Annotated in this window: 11 protein-coding genes; 9 read left to right on the top strand and 2 right to left on the bottom strand. The window is 69.3% G+C overall.

All coding sequences use genetic code 11. The annotated features are described in order from the left end of the window. Position 1: 1 nt before the first annotated feature. The 7 genes from K8V11_RS12470 to K8V11_RS12500 are packed head-to-tail and all read left to right on the top strand — an operon-like array spanning position 2 to position 11,751. Complete coding sequence (locus tag K8V11_RS12470; protein WP_303914811.1) at positions 2 to 2,692, top strand: PEP/pyruvate-binding domain-containing protein; 2,691 nt, start codon at positions 2 to 4, stop codon at positions 2,690 to 2,692. After that, positions 2,689 to 6,183, top strand: coding sequence for a DUF6001 family protein (locus K8V11_RS12475; RefSeq protein ID WP_303914814.1), 3,495 nt, complete (start codon positions 2,689 to 2,691; stop codon positions 6,181 to 6,183). The genes K8V11_RS12470 and K8V11_RS12475 overlap by 4 nt, the downstream gene beginning before the upstream one ends. Next, positions 6,180 to 6,440: a phosphopantetheine-binding protein gene (locus tag K8V11_RS12480; protein WP_303914817.1), complete on the top strand. Its 261-nt coding sequence runs from the start codon at positions 6,180 to 6,182 to the stop codon at positions 6,438 to 6,440. Before K8V11_RS12475 ends, K8V11_RS12480 begins: the two co-directional genes overlap by 4 nt. Continuing rightward, positions 6,437 to 7,549: an SDR family oxidoreductase gene (locus tag K8V11_RS12485; protein WP_303914819.1), complete on the top strand. Its 1,113-nt coding sequence runs from the start codon at positions 6,437 to 6,439 to the stop codon at positions 7,547 to 7,549. Before K8V11_RS12480 ends, K8V11_RS12485 begins: the two co-directional genes overlap by 4 nt. Next, positions 7,546 to 9,426, top strand: coding sequence for an AfsA-related hotdog domain-containing protein (locus K8V11_RS12490; protein WP_303914821.1), 1,881 nt, complete (start codon positions 7,546 to 7,548; stop codon positions 9,424 to 9,426). Before K8V11_RS12485 ends, K8V11_RS12490 begins: the two co-directional genes overlap by 4 nt. Further along, positions 9,423 to 10,337 carry a UbiA family prenyltransferase gene (locus K8V11_RS12495; protein WP_303914823.1) on the top strand — a complete coding sequence of 305 codons (915 nt, stop codon included), beginning with the start codon at positions 9,423 to 9,425 and terminating at the stop codon, positions 10,335 to 10,337. The genes K8V11_RS12490 and K8V11_RS12495 overlap by 4 nt, the downstream gene beginning before the upstream one ends. A gap of 28 nt (positions 10,338 to 10,365) precedes the next feature. Further along, positions 10,366 to 11,751 (top strand): cytochrome P450, encoded by a 1,386-nt coding sequence (locus K8V11_RS12500; protein ID WP_303914826.1) that lies wholly within the window; start codon positions 10,366 to 10,368, stop codon positions 11,749 to 11,751. On the opposite strand, the gene K8V11_RS12505 is transcribed toward K8V11_RS12500, so the two are convergent. Further along, positions 11,714 to 12,571, bottom strand: a complete 858-nt coding sequence (locus K8V11_RS12505) for a bifunctional methylenetetrahydrofolate dehydrogenase/methenyltetrahydrofolate cyclohydrolase (protein ID WP_303914828.1) — start codon at positions 12,569 to 12,571, stop codon at positions 11,714 to 11,716. The two genes, K8V11_RS12500 and K8V11_RS12505, sit on opposite strands and share 38 nt — an antisense overlap. A gap of 92 nt (positions 12,572 to 12,663) precedes the next feature. On the opposite strand from K8V11_RS12505, the gene K8V11_RS12510 reads away from it, so the two are divergent. Together K8V11_RS12510 and K8V11_RS12515 are read left to right on the top strand one after the other, a co-directional pair. Beyond that, a complete protein-coding gene (locus K8V11_RS12510) occupies positions 12,664 to 13,584 on the top strand; it encodes a rhodanese-related sulfurtransferase (protein WP_303914831.1) in 921 nt (306 codons plus the stop codon). 5 nt (positions 13,585 to 13,589) lie between these two features. Further along, positions 13,590 to 14,093, top strand: coding sequence for a tRNA (cytidine(34)-2'-O)-methyltransferase (locus K8V11_RS12515; RefSeq protein WP_303914833.1), 504 nt, complete (start codon positions 13,590 to 13,592; stop codon positions 14,091 to 14,093). Between the two features lie 2 nt (positions 14,094 to 14,095). Here the strand turns inward: K8V11_RS12515 and K8V11_RS12520 are convergent. Continuing rightward, a partial coding sequence (locus K8V11_RS12520; RefSeq protein ID WP_369693078.1) for an OB-fold nucleic acid binding domain-containing protein occupies positions 14,096 to 15,367 on the bottom strand: 1,272 nt, incomplete at its 5' end.

Below are 15,367 nucleotides of genomic sequence, written 5' to 3' on the forward strand. Positions count from 1 at the left end.
GATGGGATCCGCTGACGTGAGACTCGACCGGGCCGACATACGAAATGTCGGAGGTAAAGCGATCGGGCTCCTTCGACTCGATGCTGCGGGGATCGCTGTGCCGCCGTGGCGGGCACTCGAGGCCGCGCACGGCCAGGCCCACCTCGAACGAGTGCGCTCCCGGAACACTTCTGCCCCCGAAGGTCTTTCCCCTCGCGAGCGCGCACTGAGCGAGCCGCTCGATGCGAGCACCGAGGCGCGCATCGCGACCATTCTCGACGAGCTGGATTGCGAGTTCGTGGCCGTACGCTCATCCGGCCTGGCCGAGGACGGCTCGGACGAATCCCTCGCCGGCCGCTTCGAGACCGTGCTCGGCGTGCGCGCAGACGATCCGGGCGCGATCGCGGACTCGGTCAGGCGGTGCTGGGCCTCGGCGCTACCGGATGCCGTCCCCGACGAAGCGGAAGAGCCGACCGCCGCGGAGACGCCGATGGCCGTCGTCATCCAGAAAATGGTTGATCCACATGCGGCGGGTGTCGCTTTTACCCTCGACGAGCGCGTGCTGGTGAGCGCAGCGTATGGGCTCGGCGAGGGGCTCGTCTCGGGCGCCGTCGACGCCGACTCCGCTGTGCTCGATACCGCGGGTGGGGTTCTCGCCGAGCGAATAGGCGCTAAGGAATCGGCGTTCCGGCGGGTCGGCGGCGACGTCCACGAGCTGGAGGTCGTACCCGCCGAGCGCGCCGAATCCGCGCTTTCCCGCGAGCAATACCGCACGCTCGGGAAGGCGCTTGCGAAGATCACCGATGCCCTCGGCCCGCGGCAGGACGTCGAGTTCGCATTCGACGACGCCGGGCTGCACATCTTGCAATGTCGCCCGGTGACGGCCACGACCCCGGTCCCGGACCTACCGGTACCTGTCGGGATCGACGACCTCGTCTCGGCGGAAAAGGTCGCCGCCGGTGAGGCGCGCCTGTGGGACAACTCGAATATTCTCGAAAGCTTCAACGGCCCTACCTCGCCGCTGACGTTCTCGACCGCGTCGAACGTGTACCGCCACGTCTACGACGGCTACGCGCGTTCGCTGCGAGTGCCGCGCGCGCAGCTCAAGCAGGTCGCCGAGTGGACGCCCCACCTGCTCGGTCAGTTCTACGGCCGCGTGTATTACGACCTGCTGCACTGGTATCGGATGGTCGGAATCGCGCCTGGCTATGCACTCAATCGGCGCGTACTCGAGGTGGCACTCGGCGTCGGCGAGCCGCTGGATTCCCGGGTTGCGCGCACCCTCAAGCCGTTTACCTTCCGCTCGCCCGTCCACCGGCTCGTCTCGCGCGCGATCACCACCGCGACCTATGTTCGCCGGATCGCCACCGTCGAATCGTTCGTCGACGATTTCCTCCGCGAGTTCGACGCCATCTACGCCCGCTTCGACGCGCTCGACTACGACACGATGGACGGAACCGAGGTCCTCGCCCGATTCGAGGAACTCGAGAGCGAATTGCTGCGCCGGTGGGGGCCGGTGATGGTGCTAGACGCGGCGCTCCTGACGCTTTCCGGTTTGCTGTTCGCGCTGACCAAGGTGCTGCTGCCGAATGCGCCCGAATGGTTCGGTTTCGCGGCGATCGCTCCCGGCGAGGATATCGAGTCCGCCGAGCCAGCCCACGCCCTCGCGGACATGGCCGCACTCATCGACGACGAGGCCGTGGCCGAGCGAATCCGCCGCGGAGATCCCGCCGAGGTCTACCAGTGGATTCGCGAGCATGGCCCGGTGAAGCTGCGCAGCGCGGCCGACGAGTACATCGACAACTACGGCTACCGCAGCCTCGACGAGCTCAAACTCGAGATCCCCGACCTGCGAGAGGATCCGTCGATGCTCGTGGTGCTGCTGCGGGCGGCAATGGCCGGCGGCGCGCCGAATCGCGGAGAGGACGCCGAGGCCTACCTCGACGCGAACCTGCACGGTGTGCGCCGCCGCGTCTACGAGGCGCTGCGCCGAAAGACGTCCGCAGGCGCCGCCGCACGCGAGCGCCTGCGCTTCGCCCGCACCCGCGCCTTCGGAATGGTCAAGCGCATGGTTCGCGCCATGGGCCGCGATCTCGCCGCCCGCGGGGTTCTCGGCGAATTCGACGACGTGTTCTTCCTGACCCTCGACGAGCTTCGCGCGCAGCTGCGTGGAGGCACAGCCTCTGACGGCGGAGATGCCGCCCGCGCATCAGTGGCGCGGCGCCGGGAGGCTCTACACCTGTCCCGTTCGGTGGCGGGTCCGGCACGATTCTGGACCTCGGGGCCGGTGAGCGGCCGCGGCGAGCTCGCCGAGCTCGGCTTCGTTGCGCGGTCGGGGCTGCCGGCGGCGGAGGTCGGCGATGAGCTCAGCGGTGTTGCCTCGTCCTCGGGCGTGGCCGAGGGCACGGTGGTCGTCGTCGATTCGCCTGCCGATATCCGCGAGGGCATCCTGGTCGGCTACCGCACCGATCCCGGGTGGGCGACGGCGCTGCCCGCCGCGAAGGCGCTGCTCATCGAGCGCGGATCGCCACTCACCCACGTCGCGATCATCGCACGGGAGCTGGGCATTCCAACCGTCGTGCAGATCGAGAACCTCACCTCGCTGCTGCGGGACGGGATGACCGTCCGCGTCGACGCGACCGCAGGCACGGTCACCGTCCTCTCCGGCGCAGAGGAATCCGAGACAACGAGCGACGAGGAGGCACGGCGATGACGGCCACCTCGGCTCCGCGTTCGGCGGCCAGAGACGCCCACCGGCGCCGCTGGGCAGATATCGATATCGACCGGGTTGTCGGCTGGGTTGATGAACCGGGTGGCTCCGCCGTCATACGTGCATTGAACGACAGCGGCGAGTGGGACGGGCTCGGGTACGAGGAGGCGGCCGCCAGGGTCCGCGGGCTCGGCGATGCGATCGCGTATTGGCTGGCCTCGAACGGGTACGGCGCGGATACGCCGGTCGCGGTGATCGCACCGACGGCAGTCGACACGGTGGTCGCCTACTGGGCGGTGCTCGACTCCGGCGCGGCGCTCGTGCCGCTGTCGCCTCCCGGGCTGGGCGAGGCCGATGCGGCGGCCGAAAAGATCGCCGGAATTCTCGAGGTATCCGCCGCACCGCTCGTGCTGGCGAGCGAGGATTTCGCCCCGCTCGCCGAACGTGCACGCACGCTCGCCGGTACGAGCGCACACGTCGTCTCCCCCGCTGCGTTGGCCGCGCGGGCCGGCCAGGTTGGTGACGCCGAAGCGGATCGCGACCGCGGCGATATCGCGCTCCTGCAATTCACCTCCGGGTCGACCGGTTCGCCGCGCGGGGTCGTGATCAGCTGGGAGGCGCTCGCACACAACCTCGACATGATCGCAGGTCACGTGGGCTTCGAGCCCGGCGACGGATTCTGTGCGTGGCTGCCGATGTTTCACGACATGGGCCTGGTGGGGATCGTGCTGCTGGCGGTGTCGACGAAGTCGCGGCTGGAGCTGATGCGCCCAGACCAGTTCATTCGGTGGCCCGAGCGGTACGTGGAGATGCTTGCGCGCTGCCAGCACTCGGCGAGCCCGTCTTTCGGGCTGGGCTATGCGGCGTACCGCCTTCGCGGGCGCGAGCTGCCCGACGTGGACCTATCGCGGTTCAAGTCGCTGGTCATCGGTTCGGAGCCACTGCGCGCGGCGGACATCTCGGGGTTCCTCGAGCGGTTCGGCGGGCTGGGTTTCACCGCCGCGCAGATCCGGCCCGCGTACGGGCTCGCCGAATCCACGCTCATGTCATGCGGGACGCGGCTCGGCGAGCCTATGCGAGCCCTCGCCCTCTCCCCGGCCACGGAAATCGGCCGACCAGCGGCCATTTCCGATGAGTGGTGCGCCACCGACGGTTCGGTACCCGGCGGCGACGACACCAACTGGTCGTTTTGCGTGGGCACCCCGGACGTCGACGCGCCCGTGACGATCTGCGATCCCGCTGGTGCGCCGTTGCCCCTGGGCACTGTCGGCGAGATCTGCGTCGCCGGCCCGTCGATCGCGGACGGCTACCTCCAGAAGTCGGGCGGCGCGGTCGATCCCGAGCGGACGCGGTTCGATCGGGGGACGCTGCGCACGGGCGACGCCGGCTTTTTCCACGACGGAGGGCTGTACGTGCTCGGGCGCATCGGCACCTCGCTGAAGACCCGCGGGCGGACCGTGTTCATGGAGGACCTTGACGCGGCGGTGGCCCACGCGAGCGGGCTTCCCGGAGGTCGGGTCGCGGCCGCGGCCGCCCCACAGGCCGGCGGTCCGAAGGTGCTCCTCGCACTCGAGTCACCACGCGACGAGCAGCTCGAATCTGCGCGAACTGTGTTGCGCACGATGTGCGGAGACCGCGAAGTCGAGGTATGCGACGTGCCGCGCGGGTTCATCCCCCGAACCTCCAGCGGCAAACCGCGCCGCCATGAACTTATCCGGCTCCTCGTCGGCTCCCCCACAGGCGACGGTGCCGCGACCGACATCCGCGAAGACCGACAAATCGATTTCGCTACTCCTGTAGAGGCCCCCGAGGCGAGCGCTCGCGAGTATGCGGATGCGGACATTCTCGCGCTGTGGGAGGCGGTCGCGCCGCGCGTCGACGTTCCCGAGGCAGCGGGCGTCCTTCACGAGGGTTCGCTCGCCGAAGGCTTCGGGAATGCGCGCAGTGACGTCGATTTCCTCGTCGTCATTCCAGGAGACCCGGCCACGCCGACAATGCCGACCGTCCTGTTCGAGGCGGGCCGCCGCGTCGAGGTGCGCACCCGCTCGGAGGCCGAGATCCACGCGCAGTTCGACCGGCTTGCCGTCGAGGCGTCCGACGCGGACGATCCCGACCCCGAGATCCCGGGAGAGGACATTCTCAACCGCTGCCAGCGGCTCGCTGGGTCGAAGCTGGTGCGCGCGTCCGACGTCATAGACGATGTGTCCCTTCCCCACACACGCGAGTTGGCGGGAATCCTTGGCCGCTGGTGGCGGGTGCGGGCCGAATCGTGCCGCGCCCGGGCGGTGGCCGCGCGGGCGCTCGGCAATGCCTCAGGCGAGGCCGGCTGGATGCGCGAGGCCGGGGTGCAGGCGCTCAAGGCCGATCTGGCCGCAAAGGGCGAAACGTACCTGGAATCCAAGTGGCTCGCCGAGCAACTACACCGCGTCGGTGACGCCTCGGCCGCCGAACTGTTGGGGGCTACGGGAGGCGCGTCGTCCGGCCATGCCGAGCGCTGGGCCGATCTCGTCGGCGAGCGTCTGGGCACGCGCGAGCCGTCGCCGGCGCAGCTGCGCATCGAGCGCGTGCCGGAGGTGACCACGTGGATCATCGGTTCGCGTGTGCACGTCGTGCGCGGGCGCGAGGATGTCTTTATCCTGACGTCGGAGTTCGCGGATGCCTGGCGGCGCGTGGTGCCCGGGCGGACCCTGGCTGCGCACCTCGACGGCGATACATCCCTCGCGGAGGTGCTGGAGTGGGCGCTCGACTTGGGGCTGGTGCGCCTTTCCGTGCGCGCCGGGCAGGAGTGGCGCGAGGTGCGGCCCGCGATGTCGATGGTCGCCGAGTCGAAGGCGGTGAGCCCGCCGCCGGCGACCGGCGTGCCCGCGCTGACCCTGGCCGGTGCGACTTCCGAGAGCGCAAGAGTGCCGTTCGTCCGTTCCGCGCTGCGCGCCAAGGATTTCGCCGCGTGCGGGATGGCGCTCGTTTGGTCGCTGATGGTGACCGAGAACGCGCGCGAGGACCTCGACGGCGCGCTGCGTAGCGAGCAGTGGGGCGTCGCATCGGCGGCCGCGGCGCGCGTCGTGCTGCTGTCGTCGCGGCTCGTGCTCACCAGCTGCGGGGTGTATCCGCTGCCGGCCGATGTGCAGCCGGCGCGTTCGCTTCGCACGCTGTGCCCGCCGAATCCGCAGATCGATGCCCTCGCTGACACGGTCGACGAGCTGCTCGGCGAGAGCACGTCGGTCGAGGCGATCCACGCCGACCCCGAGGGCCTAACCGAGCGGATCGACGCGCTCGTCTCCTCCGTGCGCGAGCTCGCCATCGGCGCAGGTTTCCCCTCGTCGTTCGACGGCCCGGCCCAGTGGAACGAGACGCTGAAGATCGCTTACGACTGGCTGAGGCTCGGAGGCTATCTCGACGCGACCCTGCCGCTCGACGAAGCCCGAGATCTCGTCGAATCCGGCGGCCAGCAGCCGCACGCCGGAATCGACACGACGCAAGGAGACATGCCATGACCGACGCCGCCCAGGCACGTACGCGAGCCCTCGACGTCGTCGAGGCGATGGCACCGAACCCGCCGGTCGGCGGCCTGCAACCGGAGCTTCGTCTCATCGACGACCTCGGCTTCGACTCGCTTCGTCTCGTCGAGCTGACGATGGCGCTCGAGGACGCGCTCGAGCTGGAGCCCATCCCCCAGTCCAGGCTCGCCGAGGTGATGACAGTCGGCGCCGTGCAGGACCTCGCCGAGGAAATGAAGGGGCCCGGATCATGAGTGACGGCACGGTACTGGTCACCGGCGCGGCCGGGCTCGTCGGCGCGGAGGTGTGCGCGCGGATGGCGAGGCAGGGGCGGCGCGTTCTCGCGATGGTGCACAGCAAGCCGGAGATCCGCACGGTCGACGGGCCGCTGCACGCGGCGCGCGTGCGCGTCGTGAACGGCGACGTCACGGCCCCCGGGCTCGGCCTCGATCCCACCGACCCGCTGGTGCGGCGGCTCGACACGGTCGTCCACTGCGCGGCGACCACCAATTTCTCCGAGCCTGACGACGTGTACCGCAGGCTCAACATCGGTGGCACCGAGAACGCCGTCGCCTTCGCCCAGCGAGCCTCGGCGCGACTCGTGCACGTGTCAACAGCGTATGTGTGTGGCAAGCTCGACGAGCTCGCCGGCCCCGGGGCGACCTTCCTCGAGTCCGAGCTCGACCGCGGCCAGCGCTTCAACAACGGCTACGAGGCCTCGAAGCTGCAGGCCGAGCGGATCGTGCGGGACGCCGAGCGCGGCGGACTGCCCGTCGCCATCGTCCGGCCCGGGATCGTGTGCGGACACAGCGAGGACGGCCGCATTACCGACCGGCGAAACCTGTACCTCGTGCTCAAGCTCATCACCGAGGGCAAGCTCCGGACTTTGCCGGGGCGTTACGGCGCGACGCTCGCGCTCGCCCCGGTGGACATGGTCGCCGACGTAATCGCGCATGTCGTCGCCGACGGCATCTCCGGCCGCACGTTCCACGCCGTCGGCCGGGACGCGCTCAGTCTGCGCGATGTCTCGGACGTGATCTCCGAGTATCCCTGCTTCGACATCAACCGTTTCGTGCCGCCGGCGGGTTTCGACCCCGACGAGCTCGACCGCCGCGAGCGTGCCTACTTCGACCGGGTCGCCCGCGACTACACCGACTACTTCGTCCGGACCGTCCGCTTCGACACCACGGCCACCCGCGAGCTTCTCGCCGCCCATGACGCCGCACTTCCCGCAAGCGGGAGGGAGCTCCTTCGCGCGATCTTCGACGATTGCCTTCGCGTCGGATTCCTCGCCGACGGCCTGCGCTCGGTGGACGAGGCCGTCGCGAGCGTCGCCGCAGGCGCGTCGGGAGGACACCGATGAGCCGCGAACACACCCCACCGACGCCGGCAGGCTTGCTCGGGTCCTGGACACGTTCGCCGGACAAGGCCGAGATCTTCGCTCGCGACACGTGGTACCTCGAGGCGTCCGAACAGCTGGCGGGGCGCACAGCGGACGCCGCTGCAGAGGGCGCCCGTACTGCTGTGCTCCTCATCAAGCCCGACGGCGTGTGCGCCGGCGCGGCTCCGGCGGCGGTCGACTGGCTGCTCGAGGCCGGCTATACGATTCATGACGCCGCGGCGGCCCGGCTCGGCCGCAACGATATCCGCGCGCTGTGGCTGCACCAGTGGAATATCGCCTCGCCGGAGCGGCGGGGACTGGCCGACGTCATCCGCTCGCTGTCCCCCTCGCTGGTCCTCGTACTCGGGCGCGACCGGGTCGAAGGGGACGTACCTACGTCCGTAGAGCTCACGGCTGCGAAAGGCCCGACGGACCCGGCCAAGCGCGTGCCCGGAGAGCTCCGCCACGCGCTGCCTACCGACTCCTACCTGCTCAATTTCGTCCATACCCCGGACGAGCCGGCGGATGTGCTGCGCGAGCTCGGCATCTATTTCGACACCGCGCGCAGAGCGCAGACGATCGAGCGTATCCTCTCGCGCCACGACTCCGCGGACGTCGCACGCACGCTCGCCGCCGAGCTGACCGAAAAGCACCACATGCCCACTATCAATGTAGAGAACTCCCGGATCGCACTTATCGCTCGCTCGCGCCACGGCGAAACCACCGAGGACACCACACGGCGGCTCCTCGCCTCCCCCGCCGATCTCGATCCGCTCACCGCGTGGCACGTCCTCGTTGCGGGGGCAGGCACGCTGCCCATGCGCACCCCGCACGGCGACGTCACTCTCGCCAACCCCGGCGCCGCGGCATGGCAGAGCGGGGCGACCGAGCCGCTGCACACACGCGCCCTCGACCGCCGACTGGTGCACCGCCGTTCGCGCGCCGAAACGTTCGTGAGCACCATGGCCGAGCCGCGCCGCGACGACCAGGGGCGCCTCGTCGTCCCCGTCGGCGCACAGGTCGCCCGGGCCCACCCGGTGCACGGCGACCACCTCGGCGCCCAGTCCGGTCGGCTCGACCTCCTCCAGCTGATGGAGACATGTCGGCAGGGCGCCATCGCAAGCGCACACGTCAACTACGGTGCGCCGCTGGGACACGCTTTCATCGTGCGCAGGTTCAGCGGCGCCTTCGACGGCGATGCGCCGCTGCACTCGGGTCACCCGCTGGAAGTCACCATCGACATCGTCTCCGAGCGCGAACGTAGCGCGCCCGGCGGGGACGGCTCGGTCACCGGCCTCGACGTGGACTTCGCCGTGTTCGGCCCGGAACGCACGCGGCTCGCGACGTTCTCCGGTTCGTATACGTGGCTTTCGCAGGCGGACTACCAGGCGCTCCGGACGGCCGCACGCGAGAGCGCGGGCTTCGCCGGCGAGCCGGTCGCGCTCCCGCCGTGCGCGCCGATCGCGGCGGAGGAGATCCTCCGCGAGGTCGCGGCGAACGCCGTCATCTCCCCCGGCGGCCGGCAGCTGGTCGTGGACCCGGCCCACCCGGTGCACTTCGACCACTCCCTCGACCACGTGCCAGGCATGCTCCAGCTCGAGGGTTCGCGCCAGGCCGCGCTGCTCACCGTCCTCGAAGGTGAACGCGAACAATGGCATATGACGTCGATCGACGCTGATTTCCGTGGCTTCGGCGAACTCGAGAGCCGAGTCGAGATCGAGACGGCGTCCCAGGACGCACCGCCCGGCGCCACGCTCGGGGCGCGCGTTCTCCTACGCCAACATGGACGGTTGATTTCCGACGTGCTCGTCGGTCTCCGCCGGCCCGAAATCGGCGGGACGGAGCCTGGTAGCCGATGACCCCGTTGGGTGTGGCCAGGTCGACCGCGATGTTCTTCCGCGAGCGCTTCCCCGCCACTTACGTCCTCTACGCCGTCCTGTGGTCCTCGGCAGCGACGTCCGCGGCGCGGTCGCTCGCCGGTTTCGGGGTCGATGCCGCGAGCGCCGGGCGATTCGCGGCGCAGACGGTCGCGCTGCTTGCGGCGCTCATCGCGTTGCGCCTGCTCGACGATCTCAAGGACCTTCCCGGCGACCGCGCGGCGCATCCGGACCGTCCGCTGCCCTCGGGCCGAGCCTCGCCGGCGGAGTATGGCGTGGCGGCGGGTGCCTTCGGCGCGACCGGGCTCATACTCGCGTTCGTGTCCGCCGGTGTCGTTGGTGCGGCGACTCTCGCCCTGGTTCTCGCCTACGGAATCGCGCTGTGGCCAATCGGCCGCGCAATCGGGCACCTCGATCGCCGACCGCTGCTGGAGATGGCGCTGACCTACCCGGTGCAGATCCTGGCCACGATTTTTCTCCTGACTTCGACGTATCAGCGTCTCGAACCCGGCACAGCCAATCCGCAGGTCATCTGGCTGTTCGTGTTCTTCGCCGGCGCCTTCCTGCAGCTCGAGATTGCACGCAAGTCGGCGTCAGCGGAGAATTCTGCAGCCGGAGATTACTCGCGCGTGCTCGGCGTTCGCGGTGCGGCTGCGCTCTCGGCTGCGTTCTCGGTCCTCGCGGTGTTCGGCGCGGTCGTTCTCGCCCATCCCTGGGATTCCGCGCCGGTATTCAACGTCGCCGGATGGCTCCTGCCGCTGACGCTGATCATCCCGTTCGATTCCCTGTGGAACTTCGCCCGCGGGGATCGGGACCGGCCGAGCGCCGCATCGGCCGCGCTCTTCCTCGTCCTGCTCTACCTCTGTGTTTCCCTACTCGTGCTCATCGGCTGAACCCGATCGCCGCCAGCCGGAAGGATCCATGATCGATATGGCCGCATTCCCGAACCGCCTCTCAGACGTGCCGTGGGCGCCGGGCCGCCTCCCCGGAATCGGCCACGCGCGCCAACTCATCACCGACCCGCTCCCGTTCGTCCGCTCCCTGCCGAAGTACGGTCCCGTCGTCAAGGTCGGGATGGGCCCGCGTCCGCTATACATGGCGACGACAATCGAGCTGGTGCGGGAGGTCGGTCTCGGGCGGGCCGGCGAGTTCCACCGCGACAATCTCATCGAGCCCGTCGCCCCGTTCACCGGGCGCTCGCTGGTCACGCTCAGCGGGTCCGATCACCGCCGTCGACGCCGCCTCATCGCGCCGGCCTTCCACCGCAACCGCATCGCGGTGTACGCGCAGTCATTCGCCGAAATCGCCGACCGGTGGCTGGACACGCTTCCCGTGGGGACCCCGTTCGACGCCACCCCATTCGTGGAGAAACTCGCGATCGACACGCTCATGGCGTCTCTCATCGGCGCTGATATCGGCGCCGATGCGCGCTCGGTCCTCAGCGCGAAGTCCCCCGAATTACTCGCCGAGGCCTCGATCCGAACAATCTTCCCCGTCGCTGTCGCCGAGCTGCGCCGCAGCTCCCATCGCCGCTTTCTCGACACCTCGGCCCGCATGCGCGCGGAGGCGAAGAACGTGGTCGCAGAATATCGCCACAACGGCAGCGACCGCGGGGACCTGCTCTCCACACTGGTCACCCACGTCGACCCGGGTACGGGAGAGTCCCTCGGCGACGAGGACATCGTCGACGAGCTCGTCGGTTTCGTCATGGGAGGCATCGAATCCCCGGCCGGCATGCTCCTGGCGTTCCTGCACGAGCTGACCCACGCGCCGTCCGCGCTGTCGGAGGTCATCGACGAGATTGATGACGTCGTGGGGTCCGGGCCGGTCGAGGCGAGTCATGCCACCGCGCTGCCGGTCACACGCCGCGCTCTCATGGAGACGATGCGCCTGTGGACCTCGTGGATCACGCTGCTCGATGCGCGCGGCGAGATCCGCCTCGGCGACCTCGTCCTGCCCGACGGCGTCCAGATCGGGATGAGCCCGCAGGCAATCCACTCCGATCCGCGCAACTTCCCCAGGCCCACCTCGTTTGAACCGCACCGCTGGCTCCCGGGCCACGAGTCGGAGGCTCGCGACACCGCCGCGATCCCGTTCGGCGTCGGCGTGCGGAATTGTCCCGCCGACCTGTATTCGTGGTCGGCGCTCACGATCCAGGCAGCGGCGATCCTCAGGCGTTTCGTCCCTGTCGCCGAGGACGGCGGAGCCCCGCGGACCGCGGTCGGCTACACGACCAAGGGCGTCGGAATCCGCCCGAACAGTGTGCGGATCAGTCTGTTCCCGCGAGGCGCTCGGCCCGCTCGATAACGTTGGTCATCAGGAAGGCGCGGGTCAGCGGACCCACCCCTCCTGGGTTGGGGCTGACGGCGCCGGCCACATCCCACACATCGGGCGCGAGATCCCCGGCGAGTTTTCCGTCCACGCGGGACACGCCCACGTCGAGAAGCGCCGCGCCCGGCTTCACCATGTCCGCGGTGATCATGTGCGGCACCCCCGCCGCGGCGATGACGATATCGGCGGCACGTGTGTGCGCCGCGAGGTCCTTCGTCCCGGTGTGGCACAACGTCACCGTCGCGTTTTCACTGCGCCGGGTGAGCATCAGCCCGATCGGCCGCCCGACGGTAAGCCCACGTCCAACGACCACGACCTCGGCGCCGGCGATCTCCACATCGAAGCGACGCAGCAGCGCGAGGCAGCCGTTCGGCGTGCACGGCAGTGGCGCGTCCTGTCCGATCACGAGCCGGCCGAGGTTCGTCGGGTGCAGCCCGTCGGCGTCCTTGTCGGGGTCGATCCGCTCGAGGATCGCGTTCTCGTCGAGGTGCTTCGGCAGCGGCAGCTGCACGATGTAGCCGGTGCATTCGGGATCGGCGTTGAGCCGGTCGATCTCCGCCTCGAGCTGGGACTGCGTGGTGTCCTCGGGCAGGTCGACACGGATGGACTTGATGCCGATCTGCTCGCAGTCGCGGTGCTTCATCTTCACGTACGACGCGCTGCCCGGGTCTTCGCCTACGAGCACCGTCGCCAGGCCGGGCACGATGCCGGACTCGGCGAGAGCCGAGGCGCGCCGGGCGAGGTCGGCGACGATCTCGTCGCGAGTCAGTTTGCCGTCCAGTTTGATCGCAGTCACGCCGCCAATTATTGCAGGTTCGGATCGCCGGCCGCGCGCTGCCTGCACACCGCAATTTAGAATCCGGCGCCCCGACGTAGCACTATTTACCCATGGCGAACGGCAAGATCCTTCTGTACTACTGCTTTACTCCCCTGGCGGATCCGCACGCGATCATGTTGTGGCAGCAGGCCTTGTGCGAGAAACTCGGCCTCCGCGGCCGCATCATCGTCTCGCCCGACGGGATCAACGGCACGGTCGGCGGCGAGCTCGCGGACTGCAAGGCTTACCGCAAGGCCACCCGCGCGTACCTGCCGTTTCGCGATATGCCGTTCAAGTGGTCCGAGGGTTCGGCCGAGGATTTCCCGCGCCTGTCGGTCAAGGTCCGCGACGAGGTCGTCTCCTTCGGGGTGCCCGAGGAACTCACCGTCGACTCCGGCGGAGTCGTTGGCGGCGGCACGCACCTGTCCCCCGACGAGGTCAACGCGCTCGCCGAGTCCCGCGACGACGTGGTGTTTTTCGATGGCCGCAACGCCTACGAGGCCAAAATCGGGAAGTTCAAGAACGCGATCGTGCCCGACGTCACGACCACCCACGACTTCATCTCCGAGCTCGAGTCGGGCAAGTATGACGAGCTCAAGGACAAGCCGATCGTCACCTATTGCACCGGCGGCATCCGCTGCGAGGTGCTGTCCTCGCTCATGACCTCCCGCGGCTTTTCCGAGGTGTATCAGATCGACGGCGGCATCGCCCGCTACGGCGAGAAGTACGCCAACCGCGGCCTGTGGGAGGGCTCGATGTACGTCTTCGATCGGCGCATGCACATGGAGTTCGGACCGAAGGACGATCCGGACTACCGTCAGCTCGGCGAGTGTGAGGATTGCGGCGCCCCGACCAACGAGTTCGTCAACCGCGACCGCGACGGCGAGCGCATCCTCGTGCTCCTGTGCGACGACTGCGCGGCCGCGTCCACGGACCCCACCGCCCGGAATTCCGATGACGTCGGACGCCGCGATTCCCAGGCCGCGGGGTAGCCGCAGTGCCTTCTCCGATTTCGACTGAAGGTTCACCGGCCGGGCCGGCGCGCGTGCTGTTCCATTCGCCGCGGATCCCGCCGAACACGGGCAATGCCATCCGTATGGCGGCCGGGTCCGGATGCGAGCTGCATCTCGCCGGCCCGCTCGGCTTCGATCTGTCCGAGCCGCACCTGCGCCGCGCGGGCCTCGATTACCACGACCTCGCCCACGTCGTCGTCCACGACGACATCGAGGCCGCGTTCGCCCATCTCCTCCCGGCCCGCGTGTTCGCGTTCACCGCGCACGCCTCCACCCACCACACCGACATCGCCTACGGCCCCTCGGACGTGCTGCTGTTCGGTCCCGAACCCACGGGCCTCGACGAGGCGGTGCTCGCCGACTCGCGCATCACCGCGCAGCTGCGCATCCCGATGCTCCCGGGGCGCCGCTCGATGAACCTGTCGAACGCGGCGGCCGTTGCGGTGTACGAGGCGTGGCGCCAGCAGGGCTTCCGCGGCGGCACGTAGCCTCACCGGAAATCGCGGCTCCTCCCGATGGCCATGCCGAGGTGCAGCCGTTCGATCTTGTCGGCCACCACGTTGACGGCGCCGGAGGCATTCTCGACGATGCCGCGGACCACGACCGACGGCGCGGAGGACACGATCGGCCGGTATCTGGACCACAGTCCGCGCGAACACACGACATTCGCCATCCCCGTTTCGTCCTCGAGTGACAGGAACGTGACGCCATCGGCCGAAGCCGGCCGCTGGCGGTGGGTGATCGCCCCGGCAACGCGGATCCTGGTGCCGTCGGGCACCGCATCGAGCCCGGAAACCTTCAGCACTCCGGCGTCATCCAGAAAGGTGCGCGCGAACTCCGTGGGATAGCAGTCCGGGGTGATTCCGGTGATCGCGAGATCCGCGGTGGCCAGTTCCACGAGACTCATCCCCGGCAGCGACGGCGCCTCGACCTGGCTGAGCCCAGGCAGCATGCCCTCTTTGTGGCGCGCCGCGGTCGCCGCCGACCACAGCGCGGCGCGGCGGCTGGAGCGCGCATCGGCGACGGCGACGAGCGCGTCGAGCGCGCCCGCGGTGGCCAGGGATTCCATGTGCTTGACCGACAGGTCCGCTCGGGCGGACAGGTCGGCGGCGTCGCGGAACGGGCCGTGCCGGTCGCGGGCGTCTGCGATGCGCTCGGCGGCGTCCTTGCCAAGCCCCCGTACGGACGCGAGGCCGAGGCGGACCTCGGTGCCCCCGGCCTCGCAGTCGGCCAGTGCCTGAGAGCGATTGACACAGGGACGGTGCACCGTGACCCCGTGCCGACGGGCGTCGGCGACGAGCGATTGCGGGGAGTAGAAGCCCATCGGCTGGGCGCGAAGCAGCGCAGCGCAGAAGATCGCCGGATGGTAGCGCTTGAACCACGCCGAGTAGTACACAATCGAGGCGAAGGACTGGGAGTGCGATTCGGGGAAACCATAGGCGGCGAACGCGACGATCTTCTCCCACACCTTCTGCCCCACCTCGATCGATTCGGGTGTTCCGGCCGCGCCGTCGCCGATGCCGTGGAGTTCGCGCATCCCGTCGAAGAAGCGGCGACGCAGGCGTTCCATTTTCTCCGGCGAGCGTTTCGAGCCCATCGCGCGGCGCAGCTGGTCGGCCTCGGCCCCGGTGAATCCGGCGAGATCGGTCGCGATCTGCATGAGCTGTTCCTGGAATAGCGGGATGCCGAGCGTGCGTCCGAGGGATTTCTCCAGCGCAGGATGGTCGTAGGTCACCTTCTCCCGCCCATTTCTTCTACGGAT

It is taken from the genome of Dietzia timorensis (genome assembly GCF_020742175.1).
Classification (GTDB): domain Bacteria; phylum Actinomycetota; class Actinomycetes; order Mycobacteriales; family Mycobacteriaceae; genus Dietzia; species Dietzia timorensis_A.